Source organism: Zobellia barbeyronii (genome assembly GCF_018603515.1).
GTDB classification, from domain to species: Bacteria; Bacteroidota; Bacteroidia; order Flavobacteriales; family Flavobacteriaceae; genus Zobellia; species Zobellia barbeyronii.
In genome coordinates, this window is the sequence record NZ_JACATN010000002.1 from 1 (window position 1) to 22090 (window position 22090).

The window sequence follows — 22090 nt, forward strand, 5'->3', positions numbered from 1 at the left end:
TTTTGTTTTTGCCAACTTTACTACCTACTTTAGATAACTACACACAACTGGGCATATATTCCAGAAGTCACAGCAATCTTCCACTCGGTAGGCTGCGCCTTCCGGAAGATATACCCGGACCGTTGTGCGTTATTTAAAAAATTGAATTTATAACTGACCGAAGAATGCTGATAGAATGTACAAATTGCAATATTCACTTAGAAGCCGAAACGATAGGAGAATTTTTAAGTGCATATTCTGATGACCCGATTGATAGTGCAAAATATTCTCTTTTTAAATGTCCAAAATGCTTTAATCCAATTTTAACGGAACAGACGATGGATTTTGACAATGTGGACTATCAATTAGCTTTTGGGAATATAAAAATTCTATATCCTAATTCCGAATTTCATCTAAATCCAATAATCCCTGAGAAACTAAGGGATTCTTTGAAGGAATCTATTAAATGTTTTAGAGCAAATTCATATACAGCAACGGCAATTATGTGCAGACGAACCATTGAGGGCTTCTGCTTTTTAAAGGGTGTGAAAGACAAAAATTTAGCAAAATCCATTGAAAAATTAAAAACTAATGGCATAATCAATGAACAGCTATACGAATGGGCGAACGAACTGAGACTAGTGGGGAATGAAGCAGCTCACAATATAGAAATTGAATTTTCTGTAGTTGATTCGAGGGACATTCTGGACTTTACAATTGCTATATTAGATTTCACTTACTCCTTTAAAGATAAGTTTGACAGATTTAAGGAACGACAGTCAAAATAAAAACAACGCACAACAATGGCTATAGCAAATAGGGCATAAAGTGCTACATTTAAAGGCTTGGGCGTGTTTGCCAAGTCCGCCAAATCTTTTGGATTTGGCAATTAAAAAATAAAAATAATTACAAAACAAAAAGCTCTGGCTAGCAGACCAGACGGAAACGAAAAGTTTCCTTGCCTGCCCTACTTGCCATAGCCTAGACGTTGGCAACAAGCATGAAAAAAACATTTAAAGTTTCCAATTTATTTTTTGTGACATTCATTATGTCTCTCATCTTTAGTTGCAATAATTCAAAGTATTCGGATGCGAAAATTGAAAGTAAAGCGCGGAATATTGTTAAAGAACTAAGCCAAGAAGATATTAATGTTTTTAAAAATTGGAAATTCGAATATCACGGTAAAGGCGAAATATGGAGAAAGATTAAAAATAATAGAGTTGATTTTCGAGCATACTATTATAAAGAAAATGATAGCACCTCTTTTATGATTTATCCTAAACATTTGAAATCGACTGAATATCCGATTCTCGTTGATTTTGACACTTCAAAAATTAAATCGAATATTTGGTTAACGAAATTAAAGAATGGTCAAATTAGGATTAGTCCATCATTTAAGATTATAGGCGATTCTATTAGAAGAGAAAAATATTTAGAAACAGAAATATATGGAAATAAAAATCCTTTTAATGACCTTCAAAAACTCAGTAGTTTAATAAATAAGTGCGGAATTGTAAGTGTTAGTCACAATGAATATGTAGGCGGATTTATTCAATTTTATTTAACTTATGAAGATGTTCTGACTTTCGTTCCGGATAACCTAATCATAAATCCAATTTATGGAAATGTTTGGAAAGACAATATTGAAAGCGGAGTAATGATTAATAAAAATTGGAATTTAAGAAAACTTGAACAGCCAATACACCCGATACAGCGTAAATAAGCCAGTTGCCAACACCGTATATAATTTATTGCTGGCTTCTCGCCTATTTACGAAAGTCCTCGCGGACTTTCTTGGTCTGTAATTATTTACTAAATTAGTTGCTTAAAACACGCAACAAACCATATACAAACACGTTGAGGGAAATGACCTAAAGGCCGTGTTACTCCGCTGCAAAAAAACACGTACTGCATGAATAGCCGTTTTTTTGCGACTCCCATAACACTCATTTCCCTCAACGGTCCGGGTATGCCGCGACTTTAATTAAGGCTGTTTTGCTTTTGCCAACTTTACTACCTACTTTAGATAACTACACACAACTGGGCATATGTAAGAATGAATAATTTACTTAAAATCTATATTTATTTTATGATTTTTTCAACCTCAATATTTAGCTATGGTCAAAATAATTTATCAAAAATTAAGAACCATATCGTAAAATCCAATTTTAATATTGAACATTCCGACAAATTAAAGTTTAGTGAATTAATTCAACCAACTATTGGCGTAAGAACAACAAGAAGTAAGGACGATGAAATTGAAGTTGGGTTATCTAAAATTGGCGGAAAACCAGACTTACCAAAAACTTTCAGTTGGCCAAAATACGATGAGGAATCATTGACTTTTTGTGCACAATATAATTTAGAAGAATTAAGTAAATATGACACTAATAATGAGCTACCTAAACATGGAATTATCTATGTATTCATTTACATTGATAAAGAGTGGCCAGGATTTTTGAACCAAAAATCCTCCTATAAGCTAGTCTATCACGACAACATCAAAGATTTAAAGCGGATGGAGTTTCCAGTCAATTACTTCATGAAAGGAGTTTTTAACCCTGCAAAAATTGAATATTTCGAATCTTTCACTATCCCTGACGATGAAAACTTTAAACTAAAAGACTTACAGAAAAAATATGAAAGTTTTTATCAATTATATGACTCAACCTATGAATTTATAAATCGTATTACGGATTTAAATTCAGATGACTTTCATCAAGTATTGGGAGAAGACAGGTCAATCCAATCAAGTGTGGTAACTTATTTCGCGGAAAGGGAATTAAATATAAAAACAAGGAGCGAGTTTGAATCTAAACAATCTGAGATTTCCGACTTGTCAAAAAAATACAAAGTGCTTATTCAACTTGACTGTGCTGATAGAAATACAGATTTAGAAAAGTATGGAGGAAGTATGACAATTTATTTTGGAATTGAACCGAAAGACTTAAAAGAAAGAAATTTTAACAACGTAATTATGGCATTTCAAGGCACATAAATACTGTGTACAACAAAACCTATAAACAATACGGGCTTCGGGCTTAAACGAAAGGTTTGTGTATTTTTATGATGTCCGCAAAATCTTTGGGATTTTGCTTTAGACAAAAAAAATAAAACAAAACAAAAAGATTTGGCTACGCGCTGTGGCGCAACGGGAATCGTAAATCACCGCCTCACACTAATCATAGCCTAGACGTTGAGGGAAATGACCTAAAGGCCGTGTTACTCCGCTGGAAAAAAACACGTACTGCATGAATAGCCGTTTTTTCACGACTCCCGTAACACTCATTTCCCTCAACGGTCCGGGCATGCCGCGACTTTAATTAAGGCTATTTTGTTTTTGCCAACTTTACTACCTACTTTAGATAACTACACACAACTGGGCATATATTCCAGAAGTCACAGCAATCTTCCACTCGGTAGGCTGCGCCTTTCGGAAGATATACCCGGACCGTTGGCATTAATTATGAAAAAAAATCAATGAGAAAAATAACCATCTTTTTATTTGTAATATTTTCATTTATTGCTTGCAAAAATAATGAGTCAAAAAATATTGAAAAGATAATACCTAAGACAGAATTGAAATCAATCGAATATGAAATAAATAAAAACATAATCACCTTTAGAATTGCTCATAATCTTATTAAAGAAAATAGACAATGGACAACAAGACCAAACCCCGTAAGAGATGATTTGCTAAAAGTTTTTGAAGAATTTGAAAACCATGAAGTCTTAAATTTGATAAAACAATGTGGGGGAGATGATGCTATTTCATTATACTTACTTCATAAGAAGGAGTTTCCAGAATTTGGAGACAAGTACACAATTTCCAAAAAAAACAAAGAATACGAATTAAACGATTCAACGCATACTGGGCTAGACCCAAAATGGGACTTATTATACAAATCTCTGCACGACTTTTATCTTAATGCCAATGTTGAGCCATTTATTGAGGAGCACTTGTATTATTATGAAGGAGCCATACAAGAAATATCCAAAATTGCAATGGACATTGATTTAGTTGGTAAAATGGAAGAATACACAAATCAAATAAATGACCGTTATGTGATATCACCTGAGCCCCTTTTTATAACTGGAGGTTGGCGAGGTATTGGACCGAGTATAAAAACAGATGATATTTCTATCGCTTATCAATTAATCAGCCCCTCAGATAAAATTGATTTAACCAATTTTTCTACTGATTCAGTAAAACAATTTGGATACAAAGACAAAGAATTCATTAGAAATTTATGTGTACATGAATTTGGTCATTCTTTCGTAAATGCCTCATTCTATAATCAAGAAATATCTGAATATATTCAGAGTAATGAACCTATACTCACCAAAAAAATAAAGGAAATTATGCTGCAAGAAGGTATGGGCAGTTTGACGGGTTACTTAGTAGAACATGTAGTAAGGTTGTTAGAAATTCGAATTGCATCTATTTATTTCGGAGCTGAAGCTGCACAAAAGGAAAGAGACGAAAACAAAGGTTTTGTTTTTCTAGCAGAAATGGAAAATAAATTGATTGATGAATTCGAAAAAAACAGAGAAAAATACCCAACCTATGCCGATTTTATTCCTGAATTGATAAAAGTTGTAAAGAAATAATTAATGCCAACAATGCCCATAATTAATGTGGGGTTTGGGTTTTTACGCCAAGGTCTGTGTATATTTATGAGGTCGCAAAATCTTTGGAATTTTGCTTTAGACAAAAAAAATAAAACAAAACAAAAAGATTTGGCTACGAGCTGCGGCGCAATGGAAATTGTAAATCACCGACCCACATTAATCATAGCCTGACCATTGAGGGAAATGACCTAAAGGCCGTGTTACTCCGCTGCAAAAAAACACGTACTGTATGAATAACCGTTTTTTTTACGACTCCCGTAATTACCCAGCTGTATTAGCTTAAGGATATATTTTAACTGTTTAATACAAGCTTAAAAAATCTCTATATCTTTGAATTTCAATATATGTATTTTAATGATAGATTTAGAAGAACAATTAAAAAACCCGGTTTGGTATTCCTTAAAGGAAACTCATAAAAAATTTGCTATTGAACATAATGGAGTTCAATTTTATAACCCGGAGATTTGTTCTTTTGGCTCATTCTTCGATGAAACAAAAACAGCTAAAGCTGCAAACGAATATTTAAAAAATTCGGATGATTTCTTCTTCGTTTCAGAGAATCAAACACCAATAATAGATAATACTAAAGTTTCCCTAGAGAAAAAAATTGATGGTTGTCAAATGGTTTTAAATAAGCTAACAGAAGTTTTAATAACTGAAAATATTGTCTTGTTAGGAAAAGAATTTATTGATGAAATCTATGAGTTAGTTTGGTTGGTTATGCCTGGTTATTATAAAAGAAGAAGTTTTGAAATGGGCAAATACTTTGGGATATTTAAGAATGGTAAATTAGTCGCAATTACAGGTCAGCGAATGCAAACTAATCAATTTATAGAAGTCAGCGCAGTTGTTACCCACCCTAATTATACGAGACAAGGATTGGCCAAACAACTAATTGCTCATACCACAAAAGAAATTTTAAAAGAGAAGAAAACTCCTATTTTACATACAAACAAAGGAAACTTAGCAATTTCTCTTTATGAAAAGTTAGGCTATGAACTAACAAGAGATATGAACTGGTGGTCATACCGTAAAATAGGATAGCGCGCAGTGATTATTGCCCGTCCAATATAATTGTAACATTCTAGAAAATTCCTACGTCTTTCTTCAAAAATCTTCATACAAGTGGTTTAAACAATTTAGAGAGGTATTCAATAATTGTATCTTTATAATATCATAAGTTGAAACCCATTTTATAATTGCTTACGCTTAGTATAACGAGTTTTCTTCGCTATAATTTCACTCTCAAAATAGTGTAAATCTTTTCTTTTTTAATTGATTTCAATTTATTTGAATGCTAGTCCGCATATTTTTTCAAACTATCTAATTAATCCTTCGTTGCATTGTAAGAAATATCCTGTCGGTCAAATACCATTTTCAATCGGTGAGTGGAAATCAAACTTTTCTTTTCTACACCTATTATTTTTTTAGATATGCAATTTGTCCGCTAAAAATGTAAAGTAAACGAATATAGCGTGACTTGTTTTATGCTGCTATGAGGTATACCTAATTTTATAGTCAATTGTTCTCCTTAATTGGAGAATAACAGACCCAAATCTTAGTACCTATGAAAAAACATTACGCTATGCAGCGCCTACTTGCATGCTTATTCGTCTCATTTACATTTACTGTATTTACTAATGCTCAAAGCTTTAATGCTACAGGGCTTAACGGCGAAAACCTTAACAATCCAACTTCTTTGGATTTTGGACCTAACGGAAAACTATACGTTTCACAACAAGATGGGACCATTTTTGAGTACACGGTACTACGAGATAAAGCAGAAGCTGGTTCTGGTACCTATACCGCTATAAGTTCTAATACTATAGACCTTGTTAAGACGGGTACACCTAATCATAATGACGACGGTACTATAAATACCGCGAATAAACGTCAAGCTACTGGGCTTCTTGCCACAGGTACACAAACAAATCCTATTCTTTACGTAAGTTCTTCAGATTCTAGAATAGGCGGCGGCGGTAGTGGTAATGATAAAAATCTTGATACCAATTCCGGTGTTCTTTCACGGCTTACATGGACAGGCAGTGCTTGGGAAAAAGTAGATTTAGTTAGAGGACTTCCCAGATGTGAGGAAAACCATTCTACTAATGGAATGGAAATTTTTGAACGTAACGGTAATACCTATTTATTACTACAACAAGGAGGTAACGCAAATAAAGGAGCACCAAGTAATAATTTTGCAGGTACATCAGAGACTTATTTATCTGGTGCCATGTTAATTGTCAACTTAACTCAATTAGAACAGATGGAAGCCTCTAATGGCGGACCATATATAGACACTCGCCAGGGTACTACAAAATATATTTATGACTTACCTACATTAAATGACCCGGAAAGGCCTGATATAGACAATACACATTCAAGTTTTCCTTATACCGCTGGACATCCTATGTATAATTCTACTATAGATTTGGGGGATCCATTTGGAGGTAATAACGGACTAAACCAAGCATTTCCAGAAGCTGGCGCTCCCGTTCAAATTTTCTCTACAGGTTGGAGAAATGGCTACGATGTGGTTATAACAGCAGATGGCCGAATATATTCTGTTGATAATGGACCAAATACAACTTGGGGAGGTTTACCTATAATTTATGATAGTACCGGTCAGCTTAAAGGCGATCAAAGTACTACAACCTATAACCCTTCTGCTGGAGATTATGTAACTAACGAACTTAATGAAGTTGGTAGTAGTGGTCATGGTGATGCGTTGCATTATGTTGGTAATATTACGGATGACAATGGTGCTTACTATGCCGGTCATCCAGCACCTATACGAGCATTTTCATCTCGTGCAGGAGTAAAAGTATATACATTTGACGGCTCTAATTGGGTGCTTTCTGCGAATCACAATTTTGGTACATTGCTTACAGGAGTCTCAGGTTATTTCAACACGACTTTTGATATTTCTAATTTTCCAGATGACCCCATACAGGGAGAATACCTAGCAACCGCTACCTCAGATCCCCGAATGCGAATTTTTGATATTGTAAATTCTTCTACAAACGGTATGTGTGAATATACCGCCAGTAATTTTGGAGGAGCTATGCAAGGAGACCTTTTAACGGCTTCCTTTAATGGTAAGATAAATAGATATCAATTGAACGCAAGTGGCAATGGACTAGAATCTAAAAACAATAGTTTCCTTACAGGTTTTGGCTCAACGCCTTTAGATGTAATTGCACAGGGTGATTCTGACCCTTTTCCTGGTACAATATGGGCAGCCACTTATGGTGCAGACAATATTACAGTTTTTGAACCAACTGATTTTAATGAATGTATAGACCCCAGTGATCCAGAATATGTAGGTTCAGAAGATTATGATTCTGATGGGTATTCTAACGATGATGAAGTAGCAAACGGTACTGACATTTGTTCTGGGGGTAGCCAGCCAAATGATTATGATGGTGATCTTATATCTGATTTGAATGATTTGGACGATGACAATGATGGCATCCCTGATAGCCAAGATGTATTTGCTATTGATGCTGATAATGGTACTACAACAAATCTTCCTATTGATTATCCATTCTGGAATAATGATCCAGGTACAGGATTTTTTGGTCTTGGTTTTACTGGCTTGATGTTAGATCCAAGCGGAAATACCGAGTACCTTAATCAATACGACGAGAATAATCTTTCCTTTGGAGGAGCCGGAGGTAAGGCAACAGTTGATGCAGTTACATCTGGTACAGCATTTGAAGGTGCAAACTCTCAAAAGAATGCTTTTCAGTTTGGGGTAAATTTAACCACCAACTCAAAACCATTTACCGTACATTCAAAAATTGAGACACCTTTTGCAAACGTTTCTTCTGTGTCAGGACTTTCATATGGTATCTATATCGGTAACGGAGACCAAGACCATTATTTAAAAATAGTAGTTGCAGATGGACTAACCGAGAACGATAATCTTTATGGGTTTGAGGTTGTAAAAGAAGATGGCGCATCTAACGTAACTACGCAAAAGTATGATGTAAGCGGGCTTAAAGGAGCTACTTCTGTTGATATTTACATCAATGTAAACCCAGCTTCGAATACGGCACAACCTTATTATTCCGTAGACGGCGGTGAAACAGTAATCGTATTAGGAAGTACTATTGTATTGCCTGTTGAGTTACTAAATCCAAATGATGCTAAGGGTCTGGCAGTAGGTATTATTTCCACTTCAGGAACCGGAGAGGCTTTTACGGCCACATGGGATTTTTTAAAAGTTACGGAAGATGAAGAAGCAAACCTTGTACTTTCAGAAAACCCTGTAGATTATGGTGTTTTGGAAACGGGCTCAGACCAAGTACAACTTATTCCTACATTAACAAATGAAGGTGGACCATCAACTGGAGCTATTGAAATTACCGCAGTAAACATCACAGGTATTGATGCTGCGCTTTATAGCCATAACTTAACATTACCATTAGTAATAGGGCCTGGAGCAGATAAAACATTGCCTTTGAATTTTTTCCCGAATGATATTTCAGGAATCAAAAATGCTAATTTACAAATCGTTCATAACGGTGCAAACTCTCCTTTCATTATTCCCTTAACGGCAATTCTAGAAGAATTTATAGAGCCCAATTATACCATAGTTGCAAGAATAAATGCAGGAGGTAACTCCGTAACTGCAACTGATGGTAATATAGATTGGGAAGCTAATTTAGATAACGGTGCGGCTTCAGGAAGTAACTATTCCGTAAATACGGGAACCATTCCAGGCGGCACTAACACGTTTCTTTATGAAAATAGGCATACGTCTGTTCCCGATTACATAGATGAAAGTACATTTAATGCATTGTATGGCAAAGAACGTTATGATGCCACAAGCGGGCCTGAAATGGAATTTAAATTGCCAGTACCCAACGGAAATTATGTAGTTAATATCTATACAGGTAACGGATATGGACCTACAAATAACATTGGCGCGCGAGTATTTGATATATCCTTAGAAAATGAAATAAAAGGAGATGATATAGATGTCGTTGCACTTTTTGGAGGCAATGGTAACGTGTTCAATGCAGGTATGCTTTCGTATCCTGTTACGGTATCAGATGGTGAACTAAATATATTATTCGAACATATTGGAATTGAAAATCCGGTTTTACAAGCTATAGAAGTTATGGGAAGTACTTCTGCAAATGACCCTATTTCAATAGCTCCAATTGCTAATCAATTTAACGCTAGTGGTGACCAAAGTGCCTTAACCATTTCGGCAATAGGTGGGGATTCGGAAGAAAATTTTACATACGCTATTTCGGGTCAGCCAGAAGGTATTGATGTTGAATCGACCAATGGCCAAATATTTGGTACGATTTCAACGAATGCAATAACGGGAGGAACGAATAATGATGGTGTCCATAATGTGACTATAACGGTAAGTAAACCGGGATCTACTACTACGAGTATTTCATTTGTATGGACTGTAGATGACCTAGTATGGAAAGATAAAGACGAGGATGAAAATTATACGGCTCGTCATGAATGTTCACTGGTACAAGCGGGAGATAAGTTCTATTTAATGGGTGGTCGCGAGAATGCCAAAACCATTGATGTATATGATTACACTACAAATACATGGACTCAAATTCCAAATTCACCACCAGAAGAATTCAACCATTTTCAGGCAACTGAGTATAAAGGATTGATATGGGTGATAGGGGCTTTTAAGAGTAATTCGTATCCTAATGAGGAACCAACTGAGTATGTTTGGGCTTTTAACCCTGCTAATGAAGAGTGGATTCAAGGACCTGAAATACCGGAAAATAGAAGAAGAGGATCTACAGGTTTAGTAGTTTATAACGATAAATTTTACATATCTGGTGGGAATACCATTGGCCATAATGGCGGTTACGTTAGCTGGTTTGATGAATACGATCCTAGTACTGGTATTTGGACTCCCTTAAATGATGCTCCAAGGGCAAGGGACCATTTCCATGCAGGTGTTGTTGATAATAAAATGTATTTGGTAGGAGGTCGTCTTTCGGGAGGTGCCGGAGGTGTTTTTAGTCCAACAATTGCAGAAGTTGATGTTTATGATTTCAATTCAGGTACGTGGAGCACACTTCCAACAAATCAGAATATACCAACACCTAGGGCAGCACCTATAGTGGCTACTTTTAATGGCAAACTTATTGTTGCTGGTGGAGAAGTTGAGAACCAAGAGGTCTATGGTCAAGTAACGTCCAATGCGCTGAAGATTACAGAGCAGTACGATCCTATTACTCAAACATGGACACGTTTGCCAGATTTAAATAACGCAAGGCATGGTACGCAAGCTATAGTTTCTGGTAACGGCTTGTTTGTATTGGCCGGTTCACCAAAACTAGCTGGAGGTAACCAGAAAAACATGGAATTTTTAGGTGAAGATTTACCTGTAGGTTCGCCTAGCATGGCAAGTACTTTATCTATTCCTGATGTGGTCAACCTTGAAGTGGGCGACTCTAAAACGTTTGATATAGAAGTAACAGGTGGAAACATAGGAATGTTTATCCGCTCTATGGAAATAACTGGTGCAGATGCAACCAATTATACAATTACCTCTGGTAACACGGAAAATGTGTTTTTAGATGCGGAAAGTTTACGTCAGATAACAGTTTCCCTGAACAATTCTGGAGAGGATACAAATGCTATTTTGACTATTCATTATGGAGCGTCATCATCGGTAGATATTATTCTAAGGAATGGAGAAAGTATTTCTAATATAATTGATCCTGGAACGCAGTACAATGCTGAAGGAGATGAAGTATCATTACAACTCCTAACTGAAGAAACAGAAAATAATGTAACGTTTAGTACAACTGGACTTCCTCCAACCTTAATGATTGATGCAGCTACTGGACTGATAAATGGAACAGTAGTTTCTTCTAATGAGTCAGGTGAAGGAGCTTTCCTTGAGGAAAATGGTTTAGTTGTTATTGAAGCAGAATCTGGAAATTTAGAACCGGGATGGGTAGAAACCACAATAGATGGTGTTACTGGAATCTTAGCAAGCACGAATAGCTTTGGTGGACAAAACGGTGGAACTATTCCTTATCAAATTACTGTAAGTACGCCTGGTGTATATAAATTCGATTGGAGAAGTTTCTATAGTGGCGAATCTCCAACGGATGAGAACGATAACTGGTTACGTTTTCCTAACAATGAAGATGTATGGTTTTTTGGATACAAAGGAAATCCTGCAGATGAGGCTAGTTTAATCTCAAATGTACAGGGTGATCAAGTAAATGTTGTTTTCCCAAAAGGAAGCTCAAGAATTACAGCTGGACCTGATGGAACAACTCCTGAAGGTAGTAGTAGCAATGGTTATTTAAAAATATACAGAAGCGGTGGTCTTTCTGAAACTTATGATTGGCAGGCTAGAACAAGTGATAATGATTCACATAATGTATACGTCTGGTTTGTGAATCCAGGTACATATACCATGGAAGTTTCTGAACGTTCGGCCGGACATGCTATTGATAAAATGGCACTTTACAAAGTAGATGGCCCTACATATTCAGATAGTCAATTGACGGCTGCAAATGAATCTAGTAGGGCAGGGGGCAATGCAAACACCGGTGATAACAGTTCTTATAATGTTGTAGTTACCGCTACAGATAATAACGATCCAACAAACAAAAGTGATGTTGAATTTACATGGGTTATAAATGATACTGGAAATCCAGTAGCTATTGCAAGTGCAACACCACTTGAAGGTCAGGCTCCGTTAGAAGTCAACTTTACCGGTAGTGGATCAATGGATGATATTAGTATTGTAGATTACAGTTGGGAGTTTGGTGATGCGCTTTCATCTATATCCGACTTAGCTGACCCAACGTTTACGTTTAACGATGCAGGTATTTATAACGTGTTGCTAAGGGTTACCGATAGTGATGGTAATCAAAATACTGAATCTCTCGTGATTACTGTTACTGAAGCAACCTCTCATATCATTACTGCAATGGCAGGTGAAAACGGAGTAATATCGCCAAACGCAGAAGTAGAAGTAATAAAAGGTGCTAATCAACAATTTGATATAATTCCAAATACAGGGTATAAAATTGCTGACGTATTGGTGGACGGGGTATCACAAGGAGCGATTGATAGCTTCACTTTTGAGGCCGTTTCTACAGAACATACCATTGAAGCTTCGTTCGAAGAAATTTTCAAAGTAATTATGTCATCTTCTAGCTTAGGAGGAACAATATCTCCAAGTGGTGCTGTTTCTGTTGCGCAAGGAGTAGACCACTGGTTTACCGCAGCTCCAAATGAGGGCTATAAGTTCGATTATTTTATTGTGGACAATAGCTTTACGGTAGGAGAACCTACTTATGCGTTTGAGAATGTTAATGACAACCATACTATTGAAGCTGTGTTTACAGAAATTGGTGTTAACCAGTTTACAATTTCAGCTACATCAGGAGACGGAGGAATGATAACGCCAGATGGAGAGAATACAGTTGCTGAAGGCGAAAGTATTAGTTTTTCAGTAACAGCTAGTGATGGGTATGAAATAGATAGGTTAATTGTAGACGGTAAAAGCTTACAAGGTTTATCCGAATATACTTTTGAAGAGGTTTCAGAAAACCATACGTTTGAAGCCGTTTTTAAATATACTGGAGCAATTAAGACATATATCATAACTGCTACTGGAACTGAAGGCGGTGAGCTTTCTCCATATGGTGAGATTGAAGTAGCTAAAGGTCAAGAACAGAATTTTATAATACTATCAGACGAAGGTTACCACTTGGTGGATATTCTAATTGATGAAGTCTCAACAGCTCTTGTTGAAGAGTATAAGTTCGCAAATCTAGTAGAGAACCATAGCATTCATGTTGTTTTTGAAAAAATAGACAATAATCCGCCAAAAGCACTAGCTGCAGTAGATATCAAAGATGGCATAGGACCGCTATTGGTTAATTTTGATGGTGATGAATCTACGGATGATACTGGTATTGCAAGTTACTCATGGGATTTTGGAGATGAATCTCCTTTGGCCAGTGGTATCGTGGTTTCTCATACCTATACACAAGCGGGTATTTATACCGCAACCTTAACTGTCATTGATGATAACGGTGAAGTCGCAACAGATTCCATTACAATCACCGTAAATGATTCTTTGACTGATAGTGAAGTTTTAAAAGAGTTTAGGTTATTTCCGAATCCAGCTTCTGTGAACGTATCGCTTAGTTTTGGAAAAGTTGTAGACTTAGAAACGATATCAATTTACGATATGAGCGGAAAGCTAGTTCTGCATGTTAATGCTAAAGATGTGAATAAGGGTAGAAATTATGAGCTTAGCGTCATTAATTTATCTTCTGGTTTATATCTAGTAAGAACTACGGATACGAATGGAAATGAAATTAATAAAAGACTGTTGATTCAACGATAATAATAATAATAATAAGAGTAACTCTATAGAAAAGCAAGGACCTCAACTGGTCTTTGCTTTTTTGTTTCAAGTAAAAACTTCACGATTTATAAATAAAAAAGGGGCCAGATATTGGCCCCTTTACTAATACAATAAATAAAAGTATTTTTAATTTAGAATAACCTTTCCGGTTAAGACTTCTTTTCCTTTTGTGATATTTAACACATACGCACCTTTTGCGTAGGGAGATAAATCCATCTGGATATCACCATCTACAGTCACGGTCTGAGAAGCTACTTTTCTACCTGAGAAATCAAGAAGGTCCAGCTGCATTCCCGTCAACATTCCAGTCACTGTAATGACTCCATTTGTCGGATTAGGGAAGACACGGAATACTTTCATATCTAATTCACCTTCCATTGGTACATCTATTTTTGATGCTATATTTTCTCGAACTATATTAGAATTTCCTTCTTCAAATAGGGAAGACACTTGTTGCTTGGTCAATGAATTATTGAACAACTTTACATCATCAATAGCTCCTTCAAAATATTCATCACTCCAGCCTGACCATCCTATCCAAGATACATCCATAGGCTTCAAGGTTCCAGAAAGCGATTCACTATGAACATTTTCACCATTTATGTACCAGCGCATATCCGTACCATCATAGGTGCAAGTAATCAATTGCCAAACATTGTTTTGAATAGTTCCCTTGCTAACTAGCTTTCTACCATTCTCGTTAGTGCTCACCGTAAACGCTAGTTTGCCACGATTAACGAACATCATAAAGCCACCTGAGGTAGTACTACCAATAATACCTTGATAGTTACCTTCTGCATTGCTAGGGTTAACCCATGCGGATACCGTAAAACTAGACTTCAGATTATTATCAATATCAGGTAAATTAATATGATCATCTACGCCGTCAAATATCAAGGCGCCTTCTATTTTACCATTAGTTTTATTCTTATCGAAAGTTACACCACTATCAAGTGCTCCATTAAGACCTTGACCACTAACATCGTTTGCGATTACGCCGTTTAACTCATCTAACGGCCAATGACCTACTAAGCCCGTAGTTTTTTCAATTACGACATCCTCAATCACTATCGGAGCGTTTTCTTGAATTTCCAAAATCTCAATAGCATTTATGATTGGATGTCTAGTTCCTCCATCAGAAGATAAAGAAGAAAAATCTATATCTAATTTTCCGTCGGTAACGTTTACAGTATGCGTTTTTGTTAGTAGGGCCTCAGCTCCAACCTCTGCAAAAACATCTAGATTATCTTCCGCTAATTTTTCTTCTAAACGTACATCAAAAACACGGTTTCCTACCTTGCCGCTACCACCATCCGTAGCGCCAAACCATAATTCCGCAAAATGTAGTTTAACCGTATATGCTCCATTTTTCAAAGGAATATCGTAACCCATTACTTGGGAACGGCTATATCTAAAAGTCTTGAACGGGTCATTAAGGCCTGTTTGCGGTCTGTTTAATGTAAGACCCGTATCAGAATAATTATCCGCAGAAAACTTATTTCCGTTGTGGGTAATTGCACTACCTCCAGAATTAATTCTAAGAACAAAACCGTCTGTTGTTTTAGGATTTTCTGTATCAGTCTCTTCTACTTTTGGTTCTTCTGCTTCGGGTAATTCTACCTTTGGTTCCTCTACTGTAGGTACTTCTGCTTTTGGCTCTTCTACTTTTGGTTCCTCTACTTTGGGTAATTCAGCTTTTGGCTGTTCTACTTCTGGTTCTTCTACTTCTGGCTCCTCTGCTTCTGGTTCTTCTACTTCTGCCTCAGGCTCATCTATTGTATCAGTTGACCGAATTCGATAAGCCCAGCTTTTTGTACGATCATTATTTGGTAAGGCAGGTGTTTTCATAACACCAGAATTGTTAGTAGTAAGGTTGCCTGCAGAAATCCAACCTCCATTAGTCACATCCCACCATTCAAACTGATAGGTTTCAGATTTCATAAGATTTTTTAGAGAAGGAAGGGCCTTTGGACTGTTTCTAGAATCAGCAGCAAAGAAACCTAGGGCAAACGATTTATCGTCAGCTATAGATAATGTATGTAAATAGTTTTGACTATCGCTTAAATTAGTATCCGCAGCCGGTACCAGTTTAGCATAATTGTGGTCTGAATCTAATATAAAACTTTTTAGATGACCCATAGCCTGAGATTCAAATCGCTTTAGGGCATTAACTTGCGGGTCGTTACTAGGCACGATTGTACCTCCATCCTGCGAACTCCTTCCGGTTGAAGTTGCTGCACCGGCATACCATGCATCTCCCCAAGCATGACCTGCTAGGCCACCACTTAAAACGGAACCATACATCTGCATTTGTGCCATGGTGGTATCATCCATACCTGCATTAATTTCATTCCCAGAATGTAATCCCCAACCAGGATAAAAAGGTTCCAAGTTAAGAGCTGGTTTTGCTGGTTGATGATGATATATATTCCGAAGCCACTCATGCATGGTTTCATCTCTTTCAGCATTACTAACGTTTTGTATATCTAGAGCAGTAGGTATGTCCTTATTCCAATTATTTAGAGATGTATTAAAAGACATTGCTGTTCTAGGTTGACCATAAGGCATTCTGTAGTCACCCATTTTTGAATACAACTTGCTATTGGCATCACTAACTATTTGTTTCCATTTTGGATATATTGAGGACTGGCTATCATGGTGTACCCAGCTAAAAATCATGTTATAACAACCATACCTAGCCCATAGATAACGGACATAGTTATAAAATGCGTTTTTTTCTTGTGTAGTACCTAAATACCAAAGCTCGCTTCTTCTTACGGTCTCAAATAAAGTAACAAATCCTTGGTCGGATAAATGCTGCATTCGCTTATCCACTGATTGCCAATACTCAGGTTTAATCTTAAGGTAGTCTACTTTTCCTGTGCTCTTTAACTCAAAAGGATTTTCTCCGTTAGGACCTGTTTTCTTGTGGTGTGTTTTTTCAGCCCACAATTCAGTATAACTGTCATTCGGGAAGCTAGCAATTACATTAAGCCCGTTAAATCCCTGGCCCTTTCTAGTTGAAATATAATTTTGAAAAGATATTCCGCTAATATTATTCGCTTTACTAAATCCAAATACTTCAGTTAGTGCGGACCAAGAAGTATCTGCAGTATAGAAGAATGGTGTACCATCTGCATACTCTAAAGTTCTATTATTGGATGCAACTCTTATAAAACCACGTTTATTAGGGTTACTGCTTACATTTGCGGCAACAGCAGTAAATGAACCACTTCGCCCAATAAAACTCCGATCGGCATTTTCTACAGTCTCATTGAGAACTTTCCAAGTCCATTTTCCAGGTGAAGTGGGAACTAAACGAACGCGGAAGACATTTCCACCATCCCAGAATACCGGAATACGGTATACCTCGCTTGAAGAACCATCTTTTTTTAATTCAATCCAAACGTCTACATCCATATAGGCGTTACCATACTTGACTTGGCTATTGAATTCTACTTCAACAATATCCATGACAGCATAGCTGTCATTTTGAGCAAAGACAACACTACTTGTCATGCTACAAAGCATTAATAGTAAAATGAGTTTGTACTTCGTAAACTTTTCTGTGATCATCGGGGGTGGGGGATTTTAATTATTAAACTAACGTCAGTTTGACGCAAATAGTTGCAAAAATATATAGAAAAAAGCAGATTATTTCTTTTAAATAGCGATTTCTACCTATTGTATTACAACATCTTATAGGTCTATGTACGTTTATTAACGATAATTTAGTCTTTTTATCGAATAAATTTTGATTATTAGGTATAATAAATGTCGAAAATAATTTCTTAAAAAACCGTGGTTTTTATTTCTAGTGGAGAGTGTTTAAAATTGATGATTAAGAACAAAATAAATTGTTGACCGGAGCTGGTTGTGGAAATTTCTAGAAGATATATAACTTAATAAAAGTAAAGTAATTCAAATAGGGCCAATTCATGATATATATGAATTGGACCTATTTAAAAATTAAAAAAGTATCTGAAGTAGCTTCTAAACTAATTCTTTTGAAGCTTTTGGATAATCTGTATATCCTTTTGTACCTGTTGTGTAAAAAGTGTCTTGATCCCATTCCGCTAGAGCCAAGTTATTTTTAAAACGTTCTACTAAATCTGGATTAGAAATAAACGGCTTACCATAGGCTACCAAATCTGCATGGCCTTCTTCTATAACTTTGTTTCCTTTTTCCTGGTCAAATCCAGAGTTAATCATCAATGTTCCATTGTACAAGGGTCTAAAATGTTTTGCGATTTCTGTTACCGCAAAAGGAACTTTAGAAACATCTGTAAACGGTTCTGAAAGATGCACGTATGCAAGATTATAATCGTTTAACTTTTTAATAATATATTCAAATGTGGGAATGGTTTCTTCATCTATACTTATACCGAACATACCATCTAGTGAAGGATTAAAACGAGCGGCAATTTTCTCTTGGGGAATTACCTCTTTTATTGCATCTAGAACTTCAAAAAAGAAACAAGTTTTATTTTGAATACTTCCTCCGTATTCATCCGTTCTATTATTGGAACATCCATTAAAAAACTGGTGAAATAAATAACCATTAGATGAGTGTATTTCTACACCATCAAAACCTGCTTTTACAGCGTTGGCAGCTGCTTTTTGAAAATCCTTAACCGTAGTTTTTATTTCTTCCGTTGTCATTTCCTTAGGCGTAACCGTATCCTTAAAACCTTCTGGCGTAAATGATTTTGCGTTAGGGTTTATAGCCGATGCCGATAAGGGTAATTTTCCATCATGAAAATCGGGATGGGATATACGTCCCACATGCCACAATTGGATAAAGATTTTTCCACCTTTATCATGCACGCGTTTGGTTACTTTTTTCCAACCGTCAACTTGCTCTTCTGAATAAATACCAGGTGTATGGATATAACCTACAGCATCAGGTGAGACCTGCGAACCTTCTGTAATGATTAGACCCGCTGAAGCTCTTTGCTCGTAATATAAACCCTGTAAATCGTTAGTAGGAACATTACCCTCATTATCCGCTCTACTTCGCGTCATGGGAGCCATAACCACTCTATTATTGAGGTTAATATTTTTGTTATATGGTAATAATAATTGTTGTTTGCTCATGTTTGTACTCTTTTTAATTAATCTTATAATTGTTCCAAATACTTTTTAAAAGCAATGTATCTGATTTGTTATCTTACTTCTTCAACCTCAAATTTATCTAAATGGGCATCTAGAGTATCTGACGCTCGTCATACCTGGTTGGTTATTTTTTTAAATAATGACAAGTGCATAGTCTTGCTTAACTGGTAGCATCAATGAATTAAACAGAATTGGGTAGTCGTAATAACCTGTAAACCTATCAATCTATATCAATTTATTATTCACATTTTAGTTGTAGATATTGAGTATCAATAGAGTGGGAGTTAGCTTATTTATTTATAATACTAAAGACCGTTGTTTTCACTTCAAACTTTCTTATAAAAACCGCTATACTGTTTCCTCGTAGTTTGATTCAAAAATCCGGTATTTGAAAAGTCCTACAACCACAGCACCTCCAATTCCATTACCTAGTAGTGCCAGGAATAGAAACCAGAGGTAATCTAAAAAGGAAATACTATCAGAATGTAAAAAGGCTCCAAAGACTTCTATATTGCCTACAATACTGTGGTGAAACCCTCCAAAACCAATGACACCTGTTATCATAATTATAAGAACAACACGAGTAAGGGAATTCATTGTACTGTTCAGCAACCATGTTAGTAGCCCCATTAACCAACCAGCAACAACAGCACTCAACAGGAGTACCCATGAATCCTCACTAAGTACATGGCTACCAATTTCCACCATGGTTTCTTGATTAAAAAGATTAAGGTGAGGAGCAAGAATTCCTATAAAAAGTGCGAATATAATACCGCCTATGACATTGCCAAGAATGACTAAACCCCATATACGAAATAACTCCCAAACGCTACGCTGACCATTAAGAACAGGCAAAGCTAATACTGATGTCTGCTCAGTAAATAGAGCTGACTTCCCTAGTATAACGAGAATAAAACCAACTGGGTAAACTACAGCAAAAAGTTTGAAAATAATATTCGCATCCAAAGTACCATTCAATAAATAATACAAAGCGCAGATAAGAAAATAACTAAAACCAATTTCTAGCCCAGCAATAACCGCACTAAGAAACATGGCTTTATTTTTTACCTTGAATATCTCTTCTCCTTCATGTATAACACGACTAAGAATTTCGCTGTATTCATTACCACCCTTTACTTCATTGGATTTTTTTTCCAATTCCTTCTGGTGATCTTCCTGCTTTTTATTTTCTGTTTCCATGCTTTAGTCGTTGCCTTTATAATACTAAAATTTAATGTTAAAGCTCATTAAAAGGCTATGGAGCTAATTAGGAAGGGCTATAGTAAGCTAAAACAACAATAGCTATTAAAGTTTCACCATTAATTTATGCTTTTACCCAGTTGTAGGCCAGCTCATAATTTCATCGTGAATCTCCTGTGATGTGCTATTTCTACTTTTTGCTATACTGTCAATTATAGAGTAGAAACTTCCTTTTTTATACACAGAATCTGCAACTTCTAAATCTGGATAATGTGAAAGATATTCATCCCGAACTGCCAGCCATTTCTCTTCTAACTGTGGGTGATATTCCGTTATATTAACTCCACCGTTATTAACGGGCTTTCCAACATTTTTAGTTGATTTAGTATTGGTTTCCTCATTGTACTCATCTTGACTCAGGCCATGATTTTGAGGGACGTCATTTTCCAAACCTTGAAAAGGTTTGTCTTTATCTAATCTTTTATTTTCTGTAATCATCTGATACGTTTTAGATTCATCTTTTAATAATGATTAAAGTTAGGAATTGGTCAGTATCCTGTTTGCTCAAACGATGTTTTAACTAACTTTAAAAACATAAATTGAATTACCTGCCCCTTTGAAGATTTTAACAGAGAATTAATTATCATGAAACAACCCTGTCCTACAATCAAATTGAAATTAAAAAAGATGCTTATGATGCTGATTATATTTTCGGCAACTACTTGTTTTTCAAACTCACTGGTTACAAACGATACCTTAAATTCTAAGGAGGAGTTAAAATATGTAGTTTTTAAATTAGATGATTTACAAGAAAGAAATTGGAGACAGTTTAAATCAATTACGGATATAATTATTGAAAAAGATGTTACCGCAGATATAGGGATATTTCCTTTGTCCGTTCATCTTGGTGATATGGAATACATGGCTTATGTTCAGAGCCTGATAGATGACCCTAAACATTTTCAGCTTTTTATGCACGGGTATACAGGGACACCTAAAGAATTTTTTGATTCGGATTATGACACACAGTTAGAGCATTTTTATTTAGCTAGAACTGCTATGTTAATGAAATATGATTATATAATGCGGGTATATTCCTATCACCACTATGGAGTAAATGAACATACTATCAAGATAATTAATGAAGACCCTTTTATGAGATGGGTGGTTTGGAAAACTGATTATAATTATCTTCCTGAAAAGCAAGGTCTAGCTACGATGGATATACGTATGGAAGGTGTTGGGAAACCTGATTACGGAAATGTATCTTTCAAAAGTTACTTGGCAAATTGGGAGAAATATGATGCCGATTCGCATTCATACATTGTGTTGAATGGTCATCCTGCAGCATACACAACAGATTCCAAGAAAAATGACCTAAAGAAGATTGCAGATGACCTTCTGAAGAAAGGTTTCACTTTTACTCATTTGACTGATTATAGACTTATGCTTGAAGGCCATTCCACTGATAAAACAGCACCATCTATTCCTCAAGGTCTGGAAGTTTCAAGAAAAGATGATTTGCATGTTACGCTTAATTGGAATACTTCTAAGGATGCGGAAAGTGGTATTGATTGCTATAAAATATATAGGGATGGTGTTTGTATTAATTTATCTGCAACACCGAGCTATACAGATAAGATAGCCGGCGCCCATAATTATCAGATTGCGGCTGTTAATAAAAATGATTTAGTATCAGAAAAATCATTGATATGTAAGACTTCTCTTTGAACCGGAAAACATTTTAGATGAGATACTTCTAAT

At 36.0% G+C, this 22090-nt stretch carries 11 protein-coding genes; 7 read left to right on the forward strand and 4 right to left on the reverse strand.

Going from position 1 to position 22090, the window contains the following annotated elements; all coding sequences use genetic code 11:
* The first annotated feature begins 164 nt into the window (after positions 1 to 164).
* From HW347_RS04500 to HW347_RS04525, 6 genes are all read left to right on the forward strand, one after another.
* Positions 165 to 767 (forward strand): DUF4145 domain-containing protein, encoded by a 603-nt coding sequence (locus tag HW347_RS04500; protein ID WP_214610745.1) that lies wholly within the window; start codon positions 165 to 167, stop codon positions 765 to 767.
* 212 nt (positions 768 to 979) lie between these two features.
* Entirely contained in the window at positions 980 to 1702 is a 723-nt protein-coding gene (locus HW347_RS04505) for a hypothetical protein (RefSeq protein WP_214610746.1), read from the forward strand.
* Positions 1703 to 2068: 366 nt separating this feature from the next.
* Positions 2069 to 2977 carry a DUF1963 domain-containing protein gene (locus tag HW347_RS04510; RefSeq protein ID WP_214610747.1) on the forward strand — a complete coding sequence of 303 codons (909 nt, stop codon included), beginning with the start codon at positions 2069 to 2071 and terminating at the stop codon, positions 2975 to 2977.
* 482 nt (positions 2978 to 3459) lie between these two features.
* A complete protein-coding gene (locus HW347_RS04515) occupies positions 3460 to 4590 on the forward strand; it encodes a DUF4932 domain-containing protein (protein ID WP_214610748.1) in 1131 nt (376 codons plus the stop codon).
* A gap of 375 nt (positions 4591 to 4965) precedes the next feature.
* Positions 4966 to 5655, forward strand: a complete 690-nt coding sequence (locus HW347_RS04520) for a GNAT family N-acetyltransferase (RefSeq protein ID WP_214610749.1) — start codon at positions 4966 to 4968, stop codon at positions 5653 to 5655.
* 523 nt (positions 5656 to 6178) lie between these two features.
* Entirely contained in the window at positions 6179 to 13990 is a 7812-nt protein-coding gene (locus HW347_RS04525) for a PKD domain-containing protein (protein ID WP_214610750.1), read from the forward strand.
* A gap of 147 nt (positions 13991 to 14137) precedes the next feature.
* Here the strand turns inward: HW347_RS04525 and HW347_RS04530 are convergent, their stop codons facing one another.
* The 4 genes from HW347_RS04530 to HW347_RS04545 all read right to left on the reverse strand — a co-directional run bounded on the left by HW347_RS04530 (position 14138) and on the right by HW347_RS04545 (position 20824).
* Positions 14138 to 17587, reverse strand: a complete 3450-nt coding sequence (locus tag HW347_RS04530; RefSeq protein ID WP_214610751.1) for a LamG-like jellyroll fold domain-containing protein — start codon at positions 17585 to 17587, stop codon at positions 14138 to 14140.
* Positions 17588 to 18004: 417 nt separating this feature from the next.
* Entirely contained in the window at positions 18005 to 19108 is a 1104-nt protein-coding gene (locus HW347_RS04535; RefSeq protein ID WP_214610752.1) for an alkene reductase, read from the reverse strand.
* 366 nt (positions 19109 to 19474) lie between these two features.
* The gene (locus tag HW347_RS04540) at positions 19475 to 20326 is read right to left on the reverse strand and encodes a formate/nitrite transporter family protein (RefSeq protein WP_214610753.1); all 852 of its coding nucleotides are present in this window, start codon (positions 20324 to 20326) and stop codon (positions 19475 to 19477) included.
* Positions 20327 to 20458: 132 nt separating this feature from the next.
* A complete protein-coding gene (locus HW347_RS04545; RefSeq protein WP_214610754.1) occupies positions 20459 to 20824 on the reverse strand; it encodes a hypothetical protein in 366 nt (121 codons plus the stop codon).
* Positions 20825 to 21019: 195 nt separating this feature from the next.
* Between HW347_RS04545 and HW347_RS04550 the strand changes: the two genes are divergently transcribed.
* Positions 21020 to 22057, forward strand: a complete 1038-nt coding sequence (locus HW347_RS04550) for a polysaccharide deacetylase family protein (protein WP_214610755.1) — start codon at positions 21020 to 21022, stop codon at positions 22055 to 22057.
* The last annotated feature ends 33 nt before the right edge of the window (positions 22058 to 22090 follow it).